This is a genomic window from Micromonospora sp. CA-248089, from assembly GCF_050948515.1.
GTDB lineage: Bacteria > Actinomycetota > Actinomycetes > Mycobacteriales > Micromonosporaceae > Micromonospora.
This window is the reverse complement of record NZ_CP192016.1, coordinates 6,081,255-6,095,474: the sequence shown is the minus strand read 5'-3', so window position 1 is coordinate 6,095,474 and position 14,220 is coordinate 6,081,255. Positions and strand designations below refer to the sequence as shown.

The following is a 14,220-nucleotide window of genomic DNA, read 5'->3' as shown; positions in this document are numbered from 1 at the left end:
CCGGGCACCCTCGGCGCGCGGTGGGGCCGGGCGGATACGCTCGCCGGGATGCCGAGTGACGCCGCTCCCGACCAGTCCGCTGCCGACGGCTACCTGCAACGTGCCCACCTGCTCGCCGAGCTGGGGCGCTACGACGAGGGGATCGGCGAACTCACCGCGCTGATCGCGACCGAGCCGGCGCACGTGCCCGCGTTGACCATGCTGGCCCGGATGCACCTGGCCGCCGACCAGCCGGCCGAGGCGCTCGCCGTCGCCGAAACCGCAGTCGAGAAGGCAACCGCCGGCCCCGAGGCGGTGCCGCTGCTCGTGGCGCGCGGGTTCGCGCTGCTCGACCTCGAACGCTGGAAGCCCGCCGCGGCGACCGCCGACGAGATCCTGGCCCGTGCGCCGGGCGACGCGTACGCGCAGCGCAGCGCCGCCGCCATCCTCTCCGCGTCGCGCAACGGGCAGGCGGCGCTGGACGCGGCGTGGCGGGGTGTCGAGCTGTCGCCGGACGAGCCGGAGGCGCACCTGGTGCTCGGCCTGGTCGCGGTGCGGCTGCAACTGTTCGACCTGGCCGAGCGGGCCTACCGGGAGGCGCTGCGGCTGGACCCGGAGCTGGGTGAGGCGGGGCAGGACGTGGGCGTGGCCCGGCTGGAACGCCGCCGGTACGCCGAGACGCTGGAACACCTGACCGCGATGGCGGACCTGCCCGTGGCGCGGCCCGACCCGGCACGGACCGTGGACGACGGCATCCGGCGGCTCCTGCTGTCGGTGGCCGGTTTGTCCCTGGTCGCGAGCGTGCTGGTCGGCGCCCTGGCCCCGGCCTCGCCGGGCGCGTCCCGGCTGTTCGCGGTGCTGGCGGTGGGCGGGGTGGCGGTGCTGCTGCGGCGCCCGGCGACGTGGCGGCCCGGCCTGCGGGAGGCGATGGCGCGCGGCCTGGTCGTGCCGGTCTACGCGGCTGCCGCCGCGGTGGTGCTGCTGCTCGCGTACGCGCTGGTCGGGGGCCCGTGGCCGCTGGTCGGGGCGATCACCGCGTCGGTGGTGGCCGGATTCACCGCTTTCGCTCGCCGGTGAGAGGGTAGGAGGACCGGAAACACCGGCTGAAGGAAGCGGGACTCAGTGCTCACCGTCAACGCCTACGCGGCGACGTCCGCGACCGAACCGCTCGCTCCGACCACCATCGAGCGGCGGGATCTCGGACCGGACGACGTTCTCATCGACATCAAGTTCTCCGGCATCTGCCACTCCGACATCCACACCGCGCGCAGCGAGTGGGGCCCGACCCGCTACCCGATCGTGGTGGGTCACGAGATCGCGGGCGTGGTGCGGGAGGTCGGCTCCGCGGTCACGAAGTTCGCCGTCGGCGACCGGGTCGGCGTCGGCTGCCTGGTCGACTCCTGCCGGGAGTGCGACAGCTGCCGCAAGGGGCTGGAGCAGTACTGCCTCAAGGGAAGCACCGGCACGTACGGCGGGGTGGGCCGGGACGGCGAGCCGACCCAGGGCGGCTACTCGCAGGCCATCGTGGTCACCGAGGACTTCGTGCTGCGCATCCCGGACGGCATCGAGCTGGACGCCGCCGCGCCGCTGCTCTGCGCCGGCATCACCACGTACTCGCCGCTGCGGCACTGGAACGCCGGGCCCGGCCGCCGGGTGGCGGTGATCGGCATGGGCGGTCTCGGCCACATGGCCGTGAAGCTGGCCCACGCGATGGGCGCCGAGGTGACGGTGCTGTCGCAGTCGCTGAAGAAGCGGGAGGACGGGCTGCGGCTCGGCGCCGACCACTACTACGCGACCTCGGACGAGGAGACGTTCCGCGAGCTGGCCGGCTCGTTCGACCTGATCATCAACACGGTGAGCGCGACCCTCGACATGGACGCGTACCTGCGGCTGCTGGCGGTGGACGGGACGCTCGTCAACGTGGGCGCCCCGGAGAAGCCGCTGTCGGTGCACGCGTTCTCGCTGATCCCGGGCCGGCGGTCGTTCGCCGGGTCGAGCATCGGCGGCATCGCGGAGACCCAGGAGATGCTCGATTTCTGCGCCGAGCACGGGCTGGGCGCCGAGATCGAGGTGATCGGCGCCGACAAGATCAACGAGGCGTACGAGCGGGTGCTCGCCTCCGACGTGCGCTACCGCTTCGTCATCGACGCGTCCACGTTCTGACGACCACGTGAGAAGGGGCCGCGTCCGTGCCGGGCGCGGCCCCTTCTCGCGTACGTCAGGACTTGCGCGCCCAGGTCCAGGCGTAGCCGTCGTCCTCGCAGGCGGCGGCCGCGTCGCAGAGGTCCAGCGGGCGGAACGTGTCCACCATGACCGCCAGCTCGTCGAAGAACTCCGCCCCGATCGACCGCTCGGCCGCGCCCGGCTGCGGGCCGTGGGTGAACCCGGACGGGTGCAGCGAGATCGAGCCCTGCTCGATGCCGGAGCCGCGCCGGGCCTCGTAGTTGCCGCCGGTGTAGAACAGCATCTCGTCCGAGTCGACGTTGTGGTGGTTGTACGGCACCGGGATGGCGGCCGGGTGGTAGTCCACCTTGCGCGGCACGAACGAGCAGATCACGAAGTTCGGGCCCTGGAACGTCTGGTGCACGGGCGGCGGCTGGTGGATCCGCCCGGTGATCGGCTCGAAGTCGTGGATGGAGAACGCCCACGGGTACATGTGCCCGTCCCAGCCGACCACGTCGAACGGGTGGTTGGCGTAGACGTACCTCGTCCAACCGCGGCGGTGTCTGACCAGCACCTCGACCTCCTCGCCGTCGACGAGCAGCGGGGTGTCCGGTCCGCGGACGTCGCGCTCGCAGTAGGGCGCGTGCTCGAGGAACTGCCCGCGTACGGAGAGGTATCGCTTGGGTGGCCCGATGTGGCCGGACGCCTCGACGGCGAGCAGCCGGGTCGGTTCGTCACCGGTGGGCACCAGGCGGTGGATGGTCGAGGTGGGGATGACGACGTAGTCGCCGGCGACCGCGTCGAGCACGCCGAACGGCGACTCGACCCGCATCGACCCGGCCTCCAGGTAGAGGCAGTGGTCGCCGGTGGCGTCGCGGAACAGCGGCGACGGCCGGTCGGCGAGCACGTACGCGATCCGCACGTCGTCGTTGGCGAGTAGGTACTGCCGGCCGAGCACCGGGTCCGCGCCGGTGCCGTCGAGCTTGTGCGTGCGCAGGTGGCGCGGCTTGAGCGGCAGGTTCGGCAGGCGGGTGACGGTGGGCGGGGCGTACTCCTGCGCGGCGAGGATCGCGGTCGGCGCGTGCCGGTGGTAGAGCAGCGACGAGTCGGAGGAGAAGCCCTCCTGGCCGACCAGTTCCTCGGCGTAGAGCGTGCCGTCGGGCTGGCGGAACTGGGTGTGGCGCTTGCGCGGCACGTCGCCGACGCTGCGGTAGTACGGCATCTCGCCTCCCGATATGTCCCGTTCTCCGGCCGGTGGCGTCCGATAATCGGACGCGGTTGTCCGTTCCTCGTAGCGTCCCGTACATTCTTGTCTCGTGTCAACGCAGGTGCCCCGCCTCCTCTCCGGCCTGGTGGACGACGCCGCGGTCTTCCCGCCCGGCAACGCCCCGCTGCCCGACGCGGTGACCGCGCACCGCACCCACCGCACCGCCTGGTACGCCGACATGGTCGGCCCGCTGCTGCTGCCCGCCTCGGAGATCCAGCGCGGGTCGCTGAGCGGCCTGGTGGACCCGGCCGAAGGTTTGGTCATCGGCCTGATCGGCGACACCGGGCTGGACCAGCTCCCGCAGGCGCTGGAAGCGCTCGCGCCCCACGGGGTGACCGCCCGGCAGATCGAGGCGCCGGTGGCCAAGCGCGGCGAGGACCCGCAACCCGGGCTGGCCGAGCTTATGACACTCGCCGGCCGGCTGGACGGCACCGGCGTGTACGCGGAGATCCCGCTGACCTTCGGGCTGATGGGCGCGCTCGACGCGCTCGCCGAGGCACGCGCCGGCGGGCTGCCGGTGGCGGCCAAGTTCCGTACCGGCGGGCTCGCCGCCGAGCTGTTCCCCACCCCGGTCGAGCTGGCCGCGGTGATCTGCGCCTGCCGCGACCGGAAGCTGCCGTTCAAGCTCACCGCCGGCCTGCACCACGCGATCCGGCACCGCGACCCGGAGACCGGCTTCACCCACCACGGTTTCGTCAACGTGCTGGGCGCGACGCTCGCCGCCGTCGGGGGCGCCGAGGTGGACGGCGTGGCCGAGCTGCTCGCCGCCACCGACCCGGTACGCGTGGTCGAGCCGGCCCGGGCGCACCGCGACGCCGAGCGCCCGCTCTGGGTGGGGTACGGCTCGTGCAGCATCTCCGAACCACTGACCGATCTGATCCGGCTGGGGCTGGTGAACGGAGGCTACGAGGCATGACCTGGGTACCAGGAGCGGCGGGGTCGCCGTACGGGGTGACGAACCTGCCGTACGGCGTGTTCCGGCACGGCGAGGGTGAGCCGCGCATCGGCGTCCGCATCGGCGACGTCGCGCTGGACCTGGCCGGCGCGGAGGCGGCCGGTCTGGTGCTGGCCGGCGGCGCGCTGGGTGAGCCGACGCTCAACGCCTTCATGGCGCTCGGCCGCCCGCAGTGGACGGCGGTCCGGCAGCGGGTCGTCGAGCTGCTCACCGACCCGGAGCACCGGCCGGCGGTCGAGCCGCTGCTGGTGCCGCTGCGTGAGGTCGAGATGGCGCTGCCGTTCGAGGTGGCCGACTACGTCGACTTCTACTCCTCGGAGCACCACGCCTCGAACGTCGGGCAGATCTTCCGGCCCGGGCAGCCGCCGCTGCTGCCGAACTGGAAGCACGTGCCGATCGGCTACCACGGCCGGGCCGGCACCGTGGTCGTCTCCGGCACCCCTGTGGTACGCCCAGCGGGCCAGCGGGCCAGCGCGCAGGGCCCCACCACGGGCGCCTCGGTCCGGCTGGACATCGAGGCCGAGGTGGGCTTCGTGGTGGGTGTGCCGAGCCGGCTCGGCGACCGGGTGGCGGTGGCCGACTTCGCCGACCACGTGTTCGGCGTGGTGCTCGTCAACGACTGGTCGGCCCGGGACATCCAGGCGTGGGAGTACCAGCCGCTCGGACCGTTCCTCGGCAAGTCGTTCGCCACCTCGGTCTCGGCCTGGGTGACGCCGCTGGAGGCGCTTGCCGACGCGTTCGTACCGGCGCCCGACCAGGACCCGCCGGTGCAGGACTACCTGCGCGCCACCCCGCACCTCGGGCTGGACCTGACGCTGTCGGTGCAGTGGAACGGCGAGCGGGTCGCCGAGCCGCCGTTCGCCGGCATGTACTGGACCCCGGCCCAGCAGCTCGCGCACCTCACCGTCAACGGCGCGTCGCTGCGTACCGGCGACCTCTACGCCTCCGGCACCGTCTCCGGTCCGGAGCGCGGCCAGGTCGGGTCGTTCCTGGAGCTGACCTGGGGCGGGTCCGAGCCGGTCAAGTTCGCCGACGGCAGCGAGCGGACGTTCCTGGAGGACGGCGACACGGTGACGATCACCGCCACCGCGCCCGGCCCGGACGGCACCACTGTCGCGTTGGGCGAGGTCACCGGGACCATCCTGCCGGCCCGCTGACATCCGGCCTTCCGATGGCCCCGGTCGCACCCGTAGTGCGACCGGGGCCGTTTCCTTCGGCGTTGATCGCTCCGGATCACGTACGCCCCGGGCGGCGCCTCCAGGTCGAGTCGGAGTGCTGTCGGCACCGGGTCGGGGGGCGTACCGGGGCAAGCCGAACAGGAAGGACCGAGCATGACCGAGTTGACCGGTGCCGTCTGGCGTACCAGTAGCCGCTCGAACGATCAGGGCCTCTGCGTCGAGGTGGCGACGAACGTGGTCGCCGCGCACGGCGTGGTGGGCGTACGCGACTCGAAGGACCCGGACGGCCCCGCGCTCGCGGTGAGCCCGCCGGGCTGGGCGGCGTTCGTCACCGCGCTGCGGAGCGGCACGATCGGCGGCTGACCGCTCGTGCGCCACACCGGTGCCCCGGCCGGGGCACCGGTAGTGGAAATGTCACCGGGAGGCTCCCCGTTTCCCGTCACGGCCCGTACCGTGTACGACACGGGAGGTGCCATGTCGACGGTGACCGTTTCCGCATTCATCGAAGCGCAGGACGCCGACCTGTGGCGGCTCCTCACCGACCTCCCGGCCCGCGCCGACTGGCTCTCGGCGGTGGACGCGGTCGAGGTCGCCGGCCCCGGTGGGTTCGGGCCGGGCAGTGTGTGGCGGGAGATCCGCGTCCGGCCGGACGGCGGCACCGAACCCGAGGAGTTCGAGGTGATCGAGGCGGTCGCGCCCGGCCGCCTGGTGCTCGGGTCGCGCGGCGCGGGCGCCGACTACCGGATCACCTGGACGCTGCGCACCGTCGAGCGACGGCGGCGCGGCTGCACCGAGGTGACCGTCGAGCACGAGGCGGTGCCGACCCGGGCGTACGGGCGGGTGCTGGCCCTGATCCTCGGCGGCCTGGCCGCCCGCGCGGTCGAGGGCGCGCTCCGGCGTGACCTGGCCGACCTGGCGCTGGCCGCCGGTACCGCCCGATCCACCGAGGCCGCCTGAGCCGACCCGGCCGCTCCCCGTACCCGGTCCGCACGCGGCCGGTAGGGTGCCGGGGCGGAGGTGACGGATGGCGAAGGCCGCGAGGCGGCGGGCCGTGGTGGCGCTGGTGGCGGTACTCGCCGTCGCGGCGTCGGTCGCCGTGGTCGTCCGGGTGCTGGCGCCCGCCGAGGTCGACACCCCGGCCCGGAAGCCGTACCCGGCGGCGCCCGCGCCGACCGCCGGGGTGCTCGCGCGGCTGCCGGTGGCGCCGCTCGTCGTGGACGGCCGGCTCCGCGTCTACGCGGGCGCCCGCCAGGTGTACGCGGACCAGCCGGCCACCGGTCGGCACCGGGTCACCCCGTTCTGGTCCTTCCGCCGCTGGCCGGCGACGCTGGTCGGAGTGCTCGCCGAGGGGACCACTGTGGTCAGCCGCTGGTCCGACGGCAGGCTGGTGGCGCTGGACGCGCGTACCGGGCGGGTCGCCTGGCGGGCCGACGGCCCGGAGCCTCGGTCGGTGTCGGAGCCGAGGCGGACCTACGCCGGCACGGTCTGGGACCCGGCCGGGCTGCACGTGGCGCGTTCCGCCGGCCGGTCCGTGCTGGTCTCGGCGGGTCCCGGCGGGCTCGGCGGGTACGACCTCGCCGACGGCCGCCGGCTCTGGCGCGCCGACCTGCCCCGCGACTGCCGGACCGACGTGGGTACGACAGCCAGCGGCGAACTGGTCGGGGTGGACCGCTGCGACGGGCCGCCCGCGGTCGAGCTGCGGGACGCGGCGACCGGTACGGTGCGGACCCGCTGGCGGCCGCCGGACGCGCCGGAGCAGCTCGTGGTCACGCCGGTGGGCTGCCCGTACGGGCACTCCGGCTGTCGCGGGCTGCGTACCGCCGGGCCGGACGGCGCGGGCAGCCGGGGTTGGCTGGTGATCGACCCGGGCGAGCCGGCCGCCGCGCCGGGCCTGGACCACCCGGACACCGTGCTGGACGGCGAGCGGGCGGTGGACACGTCCGGCCCGGTGGTGGTCGGGCGTTCGGCGCGTACCGGCGAGGAGCTGTGGCGCCGGGCGGACATCCATCCGGCCCGGGTGCTCGCGACCGAGCCGGGGCGGGTGCATCTGCTGACCGACCGGCGGGAACTGGTCACCGTGGACCCGCTGACCGGCACCACCCGGTCCAGTTTCGTGCTCGACCTGGGACGGGACGGGATCGGCTGGAAGCCGGGCCGGGCGTACGCGGTGGACGGCTACGTCGCGGTGGAGCGGCTGCGGGAGACCGCCTCGCCGGAGGACGACGACCAGGGCTACTTCCTGATGGCCGAGCCGGTGCTGCTCGCCGTGACCTGATCCGGACGCCCGGCGCCGGTCCGTAGGGGGTTGACGGACCGGCGCCGGGCGCGCCCGGTCAGGCCAGCGCGGCCTCGGCGGCGGCCAGGAACGCGTCGTTCTCGGCCGGGGTACCGATGGTGACCCGTACCCCGTCGCCCGGGAACGGCCGGACGATCACGCCACGCGCCTCGCACGCCCGGCCGAACTCCACCGCCCGCTCGCCCAGCGGCAGCCAGACGAAGTTGGCCTGGCTGTCCGGCACGTCCGGCACGAACTTGCGCAGCGCCTCGGTGACCCGGTCCCGCTCGGCCACGACCAGCGCGCACCGGCGCTCCACCTCGTCGGCCTGCGCCAGCGCGGCCAGCGCACCGGCCTGGGCGGCCATGCTGGTGGAGAACGGGGTGACCACCTTGCGCACCGCGGCGGCCACCTCCGGCGCCGCGACCAGCCAGCCGATCCGCAGGCCGGCCAGGCCCCACGCCTTGGACAGCGTGCGCAGCACCGCCACGTTCGGCCGGTCCAGGTAGGTCAGGCCGTCCGGCACCTCGGGGTCGGTGACGAACTCCCGGTACGCCTCGTCGATCACCACGAGCACGTCGTCCGGCATCGCGTCGAGGAAACGGTCCAGCTCGGCCCGGCGCACCGCCGTACCGGTCGGGTTGTTCGGGTTGCAGACCAGGACCATCCGGGTCCGGTCGGTCACCGCCGCCGCCATCGCGTCCAGGTCGTGGCCGTGGCCGGCGTCGTTCGGCACCCGCACGCTCGTCGCGCCGCTGGTCGCCGCGATGATCGGGTACGCCTCGAAGGAGCGCCACGAGTAGAGCAGCTCGTCACCGGGCAGGCAGGTGGCGCGCACCAGGTGCTCGGCCAGCGCCACCGAACCGCAGCCGGTGGCGATCCGGTCGGCGTCCACGCCGTACCGCTCGGCGAGCGCCTGACGCAGCGCCACCACGCCCATGTCCGGATAGCGGTGCGAACCGGCCACCGCCTCGGCGACCGCCTCGACCACGCCCGGCAGCGGGCCGTACGGCACCTCGTTGCTGGCCAGCTTGATCGCCTCCGCCAGGCCCAGCTCGCGGGCCAGGTCGGCCGGGCTGCGGCCGGGCACGTAGTTCGGCAGCGCGTCCAGGTCGGCGCGGGTGAGCCGCAGCGCGGGCTGCTGGCGTCCGGTCTCGGTCATGGGGTGTCTCCCGGGGTGTCGGCGCTCTCGGGCGGGGCGGTACGGGGGTCACGCTTGCGGGGAAGCTGGACCACCACCGTCTGCGCCCGCTTGTCGTGCAGGGCCTGGCGCAGGGGGTGGTCGAACAGGGGCGATACCGCGTCGATGAGCTGGAGCACCAGGCCCAGCCCGCAGCAGTACCAGAGCAGCGTCGGCAGGCCGAGCGTGCTCCAGCGCCGGGTGGCCCGGCCGAAGCCGAGCGGCTGGTCCGCCTCGACCGGCAGCGCGCGAATGCCCATCAGCCGCTTGCCGAAGGTCTGACCGCGCGCCGCCATCGACGGCACCTCGTACGCGTACCAGAGCGCGGTGGCGATCACCAGGATGGCGATCTGGAGGCCGCCGGCCTGCTCGTCGATCTGGGGCAGCCCGTCCGTGGACGTGTCACCGTTGAGCGCCCGGCGCACCGATTCGCGCAGGTACGGGGAGACCGCCTCGACGTAGCGCCAGACGAACCAGCCGTTGACCACGCCGTTGAGCAGGAACACCACGCCGAAGTCGATCAGGCGCGCGACCAGCCGGGCGCCGTACGACGCCAGCGGCAGCCCGTGCGGACGCGGGACCGGCTGCGCACCTGGCCAGTGCGGGTACGGCCAGCCCGGCGGCGGTCCCTGCGTGCCCGGCTGACCCGGCTGTCCGGGCTGCCCCGGCCACGGGTTCGCCGGACCCGGCTGCCCCGGCCACGGCCCTGCCTGACCCGGTTGCCCCGGCTGACCCGGCTGGCCCGGCCACGGGCTCGGTCCGCCCGGCGTGCCGGACGTCGGCGTCGCGTCGGGACGGCCGCCGGTACGCGCGGCCTGGTGGTCGGCGGCGGGCGTCGCGGTGGCCGGCGCGGGCTCGGGTTCGGCGGGCGGCGGGCCGTCGGGCGGGGTGACGTCGACCGGGATCGGCGCGCCGATCCACCCCTCGCCGTCCCACCAGCGGCGGGTCTCCGGATCGGCGGGGTCGACGTACCAGCCAGGTTCCAAACTCACGATGCCGTCCTTGTTCCCGACTGCGGGGCTCGCAGACCCGGCTCACTCCTCGCGCTCACGGGCCAACCTTAACGACGACGGTTCCGGCGAACTTGTCGTGGAGGCACTGCTGCCAGGGCTTGTCCCAGAGTTGCCAGAAACCGTCGAGGTAGCTGAGGAACGGCACGAACATCCCGCCGGCGAACTCGACGACCCAGCGTTTGCCGAGCATCCCCCGGGTCAGGGTGGTGTCCGGCTGCAGCGGCACGATCCGCAGCTTCATCACCTTCTTGCCCAGCGTCTGCCCGGTCCGGCGGGCGTACTCGACGTGGTAGAGCCAGTAGAAGGCGAGCATCAGCAGCAGGACCCCGAGCTCGGCGGCGAACAGCGGCAGGAGCAAGCCCGTCCAGAGTTCGGCCGGGTCGGGGCCGTTCGGGCCGGCCTGCTCGATCTCGTCGATCATCCGGAAGACGACGAGGAAGAAGACGGGCACGAACAGCACCAGCGTCACCGCCATGGCGACGGCGGTGTCGATCAGGTAGGCGAGCAGCCGGTCACCGAAGCCCGCCAGCGGCTGCCCGTTCGGCGCCACCGGAGGCGGGAGGGGCATCGGGGCGTACCCGGGCGGGGGGTAACCGGGCGGCGGGTAGCCGGGCGGCCCGGCGTACCCCGGCGGCATGTGCTGTGCGGGCACCGCCGGTCCGCCGGGCGGCGCGAAGCCGCCGCCCGCGGGTGGATGTCCGGCGGGCGGCGGCGTCGGGTTCGGAGCAGGCTGGGTCACGCGGACAGTGTTACAGGTTCCCGCGCTTCTCCTGCTCGCGCTCGATCGCCTCGAACAGGGCCTTGAAGTTGCCCTTGCCGAAGCCGAGCGAGCCGTGCCGCTCGATCAGCTCGAAGAAGACGGTGGGGCGGTCCTGCACCGGCTTGGTGAAGATCTGGAGCAGGTAGCCGTCCTCGTCCCGGTCGACCAGGATCTTGCGGGACTGGAGCTCCTCGATCGGCACCCGGACGTTGCCGATGCGGGCGCGCAGCTCCGGGTCCTCGTAGTACGAGTCCGGGGTGTCCAGGAACTCGACGCCCGCCGCCCGCATGGCGTCCACGCTGGCCAGGATGTCGTTGGTGGCCACCGCGATGTGCTGGGCGCCGGGGCCCTGGTAGAACTCCAGGTACTCGTCGATCTGCGACTTCTTGCGGGCCACGGCCGGCTCGTTCAGCGGGAACTTCACCTTGCGGGTGCCGTTGGCGACGACCTTGCTCATCAGCGCCGAGTAGTCGGTGGCGATGTCGTCGCCGATGAACTCGGCCATGTTCGAGAAGCCCATGACCCGCTTGTAGAACTCGACCCACTCGTCCATCCGGCCCAGCTCCACGTTGCCGACCACGTGGTCGACCGCCTGGAAGAACCGCTTCGGCTGGAGGCCGGCGTCGATCATCGGCTGGCGGTCCACGATCGGGCCGCGAGCGACGAAGCCGGGCAGGAACGGGCCGGTGTAGCGGGACCGGTCGACCAGGCTGTGCCGGGTGTCGCCGTACGCGGCGATGGACGCCATCCGCACGGTGCCGTGCTCGTCGCTGACGTCGTGCGGCTCGACCAGGCCGGTCGCGCCCTGCGCCACGGCGTGCGCGTACGCGGCGTCCACGTCCGGCACCTCCAGCGCGATGTCGGAGACACCGTCGCTGTGCTTCGCCACGTGCTCGGCGCCGTCGGCATCCGGGCGGACCGCGCCGGTCAGCACGAAGCGGGCCGAACCGCTGGTGAGCACGTACTGCGCGTGGTCGCGGTAGCCCTGCTCCGGCCCCCGGTACGCCACGCAGGTCATGCCGAACGCGGTGGAGTAGTAGTGCGCGGCCTGCTTGGCGTTGCCCACCAGGAAGTGGACGTGGTCCATGCCCTTGACCGGGAACGGGTCGCGGGTGATGTCGTGGTCGACTGCGCCGACGAGAGCGTCGACGTCGACCTCCTCGGTCGACTGGGGTCGGTCGATCGCCTGGGTCATGGTGGCCTCCCTCGCGTACCGGCCGGCCTCGTAGGCCGCCGTGGATGTGCTCTTCCGGCGAGGATCTACGGACTGCGGTGAGTTGGGCAACAGTTGGCGTTATTCCTGGTCAGGTTGTGCATTCGGTACCGTCGGACACCATGAACACTGGTCAGGATGTACAGCTCGACGAACTGGACGCCCGCTTGATCGAACTGCTCGCGGAGGAGCCCCGGATCGGCGTGCTGGAGTGCTCCCGGCGCCTCGGTGTCGCCCGGGGCACGGTCCAGGCCCGGCTCGACAAGCTCGTCGGCCGGGGAGTGGTCACCGGGTTCGGGCCGGACATCACGCCCGCCGCGATCGGCTTCGGGGTGACCAGCTTCGTCACGCTGGAGATCAGCCAGCGGCACGGCCACGACCAGGTCACCTCGCACCTGGCCGCGATCCCCGAGGTGCTGGAGGCGCACACCATCACCGGCTCCAGCGACCTGCTCTGCCGGATCGTCGCCCGCTCGAACACCGACCTCCAGCGGGTCATCGACCAGATCGTCGCCTCCGAGGGCATCCGGCGCGCGTCCACCATCATCGCGCTGGCCGAGCAGATCCCGTACCGCACGCTCCCGCTGGTCCGCTCCGCCGCCCGCGGGTAAGGAAGGGCCCCCTGTTAACGCATTCGGAGGTGGAAGGGCCCCTTATTAACACCCCGGACCATGCAAGAAGCGCCGCGACACGCACCGCACGCGGCACGAGGGACCGGTGATCGTCGCTACCGTGTGCGGTGTGAAGGGCCTAGGGATACGCGGCTGGTTGCTGCTCGGGCTCGTCACCGTGGTCGTCCTCGCCGCGACAGGCGTCTGGAACCCGTTCCCGGCGCTCTGGGACTGGGTCGACCGCAGCAAGCCGATCAGCGAGCCGGACGTGGTCTGGCAGCAGCGCGTCGGCGGCACGCCGCGCAGCGTCACCATCGCCGGCGACACCGTGATCGTCGAGCAGCGCACCCGCATCGAGGCGCGCAACCTCGCCGACGGCGGCCAGCTGTGGGAGCGCAAGGCCGACTGGTCGGCGGTCGCGGGCAACGGCCGGGAGTCGGTCGTCGCCGTGGGCAAGCTGCTCGACAAGGGGTACGAGGTGCTCGACCCGGTCAGCGGCGTGACCCGCCGCCGCGACGACCGCGCGATTGCCGTCTGGACCTACCGGAACCTGCTGCTCGACGCGTACTGCGTGCAGGCCACCGACTGCACGCTGCGCGCCTGGGACCCGCGCGGCACCGCTCCGCTGTGGAGCGCGTTCCTGCCCGGCGTGCACAGCGGCGTACTCGCCGACAACCCGGAACTCCTCGGCACCCGGCGGCTCGGCGCCACCCGGATCGACGGCGGGGTGGCCGGGCCGGAGTCCGTCCCGCCGCTGCTCGGCTTCCCGGTCGACGGCCGGGTGCACGTGGTGGACACCGCCACCGGGCGGGTGCTCCAGAACGTCCAGCCGGGCCGGGAGGAGCGGCTCGCCGTGGTCGGCGGGCGGCTGCTGCGGATCGCGGCCACCTCCCGCGACGGGAGCTGCTACTACGCGGTCACCGCGGTGGACCCGGCGACCGGCCAGCAGGTGTGGCGGCGTACCGGGATCAACCTGCGCACCGCCGACTACGCCGGCTGCGTGCAGCGGGAGGATCCGCAGGGCGGTCGCAACGTGATCATCGGGGTCGCCCCGGACGGGCGGGAGGCGGTGCTCGACGGGTACGACGGCCGGCTGCTGCAGGTCGGCGCGGACGGCGAGAAGCTGCTCGCCGTGGACGACCGCTACGCGGTGGTGCGCAGCGCCGACAAGGACTCGCTGCTGGGCCGGGAACTGTCGGCCGACCGGACCCGCTGGACCCGGCCGGCGGGCGGCAAGAGCGGTGCGGCGCTCACTCCGTACGCGGCGGTGATCAGCGAGGAGAAGCCGTCCCGGCTGATCGCGGTCGAGCCGCGGGAGGGCCGGGTGCTGGTCGAGCTGCGGACCTCGGCGAACGCGCTGGCGGTCGGCCCGAACGGCATGATCATCGGCGAGGGGCGGGAGATCGGGTACGTCCGCTGGGGCGCCGGCACGGGCGAGGCGCCGGGGCCGGGCCAGGACGGCGCTCCGGTGGCGCCGGACCCGGACGGAAGCTGGCGGCCGCCGAGCGACCAGGGCAGTTGCGGGCCGAAACGGGAACTCTGCGCTGACGGCAAGTGACACCGGGTGAGAGCGTCGTCCCACGACCCACCTGCGGGTGTCACCGATCGACGGCTCTGCCCTAGGCT

The 14,220-nt window shown here is 73.5% G+C and carries 14 protein-coding genes; 9 read left to right on the top strand and 5 right to left on the bottom strand.

What is annotated here, in order from left to right:
* Positions 1-48: 48 nt before the first annotated feature.
* On the top strand, positions 49-1,056 hold the full coding sequence (locus ACQP26_RS28590; RefSeq protein WP_433494462.1) for a tetratricopeptide repeat protein: 1,008 nt from the start codon (positions 49-51) through the stop codon (positions 1,054-1,056).
* Positions 1,057-1,101: 45 nt separating this feature from the next.
* Complete coding sequence (locus ACQP26_RS28585) at positions 1,102-2,142, top strand: NAD(P)-dependent alcohol dehydrogenase (protein WP_281579587.1); 1,041 nt, start codon at positions 1,102-1,104, stop codon at positions 2,140-2,142.
* A 55-nt stretch (positions 2,143-2,197) separates the two neighbouring features.
* Here the strand turns inward: ACQP26_RS28585 and ACQP26_RS28580 are convergent, their stop codons facing one another.
* Positions 2,198-3,364, bottom strand: a complete 1,167-nt coding sequence (locus ACQP26_RS28580) for a homogentisate 1,2-dioxygenase (RefSeq protein WP_269703688.1) — start codon at positions 3,362-3,364, stop codon at positions 2,198-2,200.
* 94 nt (positions 3,365-3,458) lie between these two features.
* Between ACQP26_RS28580 and ACQP26_RS28575 the strand changes: the two genes are divergently transcribed.
* The 5 genes from ACQP26_RS28575 (at position 3,459) to ACQP26_RS28555 (ending at position 7,817) form a co-directional block, all read left to right on the top strand.
* Positions 3,459-4,325 carry a hypothetical protein gene (locus ACQP26_RS28575; RefSeq protein ID WP_433494461.1) on the top strand — a complete coding sequence of 289 codons (867 nt, stop codon included), beginning with the start codon at positions 3,459-3,461 and terminating at the stop codon, positions 4,323-4,325.
* The gene (gene fahA / locus ACQP26_RS28570; protein WP_433494460.1) at positions 4,322-5,521 is read left to right on the top strand and encodes a fumarylacetoacetase; all 1,200 of its coding nucleotides are present in this window, start codon (positions 4,322-4,324) and stop codon (positions 5,519-5,521) included. The genes ACQP26_RS28575 and fahA overlap by 4 nt, the downstream gene beginning before the upstream one ends.
* 174 nt (positions 5,522-5,695) lie before the next feature.
* The gene (locus tag ACQP26_RS28565) at positions 5,696-5,905 is read left to right on the top strand and encodes a DUF397 domain-containing protein (protein WP_433494459.1); all 210 of its coding nucleotides are present in this window, start codon (positions 5,696-5,698) and stop codon (positions 5,903-5,905) included.
* A gap of 111 nt (positions 5,906-6,016) precedes the next feature.
* Positions 6,017-6,499: an SRPBCC family protein gene (locus ACQP26_RS28560; RefSeq protein ID WP_433494458.1), complete on the top strand. Its 483-nt coding sequence runs from the start codon at positions 6,017-6,019 to the stop codon at positions 6,497-6,499.
* 67 nt (positions 6,500-6,566) lie between these two features.
* Complete coding sequence (locus ACQP26_RS28555) at positions 6,567-7,817, top strand: PQQ-binding-like beta-propeller repeat protein (protein WP_433494457.1); 1,251 nt, start codon at positions 6,567-6,569, stop codon at positions 7,815-7,817.
* A 58-nt stretch (positions 7,818-7,875) separates the two neighbouring features.
* Here ACQP26_RS28555 and hisC read toward each other — a convergent pair whose 3' ends face one another.
* The 4 genes from hisC to hppD are packed head-to-tail and all read right to left on the bottom strand — an operon-like array spanning position 7,876 to position 11,965.
* On the bottom strand, positions 7,876-8,979 hold the full coding sequence (hisC, locus tag ACQP26_RS28550) for a histidinol-phosphate transaminase (protein WP_269703698.1): 1,104 nt from the start codon (positions 8,977-8,979) through the stop codon (positions 7,876-7,878).
* Complete coding sequence (locus ACQP26_RS28545; RefSeq protein ID WP_433494456.1) at positions 8,976-9,989, bottom strand: RDD family protein; 1,014 nt, start codon at positions 9,987-9,989, stop codon at positions 8,976-8,978. Before ACQP26_RS28545 ends, hisC begins: the two co-directional genes overlap by 4 nt.
* Before the next feature lie 55 nt (positions 9,990-10,044).
* Positions 10,045-10,749: an RDD family protein gene (locus ACQP26_RS28540; RefSeq protein ID WP_433494455.1), complete on the bottom strand. Its 705-nt coding sequence runs from the start codon at positions 10,747-10,749 to the stop codon at positions 10,045-10,047.
* Between the two features lie 10 nt (positions 10,750-10,759).
* Complete coding sequence (gene hppD, locus ACQP26_RS28535; protein ID WP_013288921.1) at positions 10,760-11,965, bottom strand: 4-hydroxyphenylpyruvate dioxygenase; 1,206 nt, start codon at positions 11,963-11,965, stop codon at positions 10,760-10,762.
* 140 nt (positions 11,966-12,105) lie between these two features.
* On the opposite strand from hppD, the gene ACQP26_RS28530 reads away from it, so the two are divergent.
* Both ACQP26_RS28530 and ACQP26_RS28525 read left to right on the top strand, forming a co-directional pair.
* Entirely contained in the window at positions 12,106-12,594 is a 489-nt protein-coding gene (locus tag ACQP26_RS28530; RefSeq protein ID WP_269703705.1) for an Lrp/AsnC family transcriptional regulator, read from the top strand.
* 157 nt (positions 12,595-12,751) lie between these two features.
* A complete protein-coding gene (locus tag ACQP26_RS28525) occupies positions 12,752-14,152 on the top strand; it encodes a PQQ-binding-like beta-propeller repeat protein (RefSeq protein WP_433496217.1) in 1,401 nt (466 codons plus the stop codon).
* The last annotated feature ends 68 nt before the right edge of the window (positions 14,153-14,220 follow it).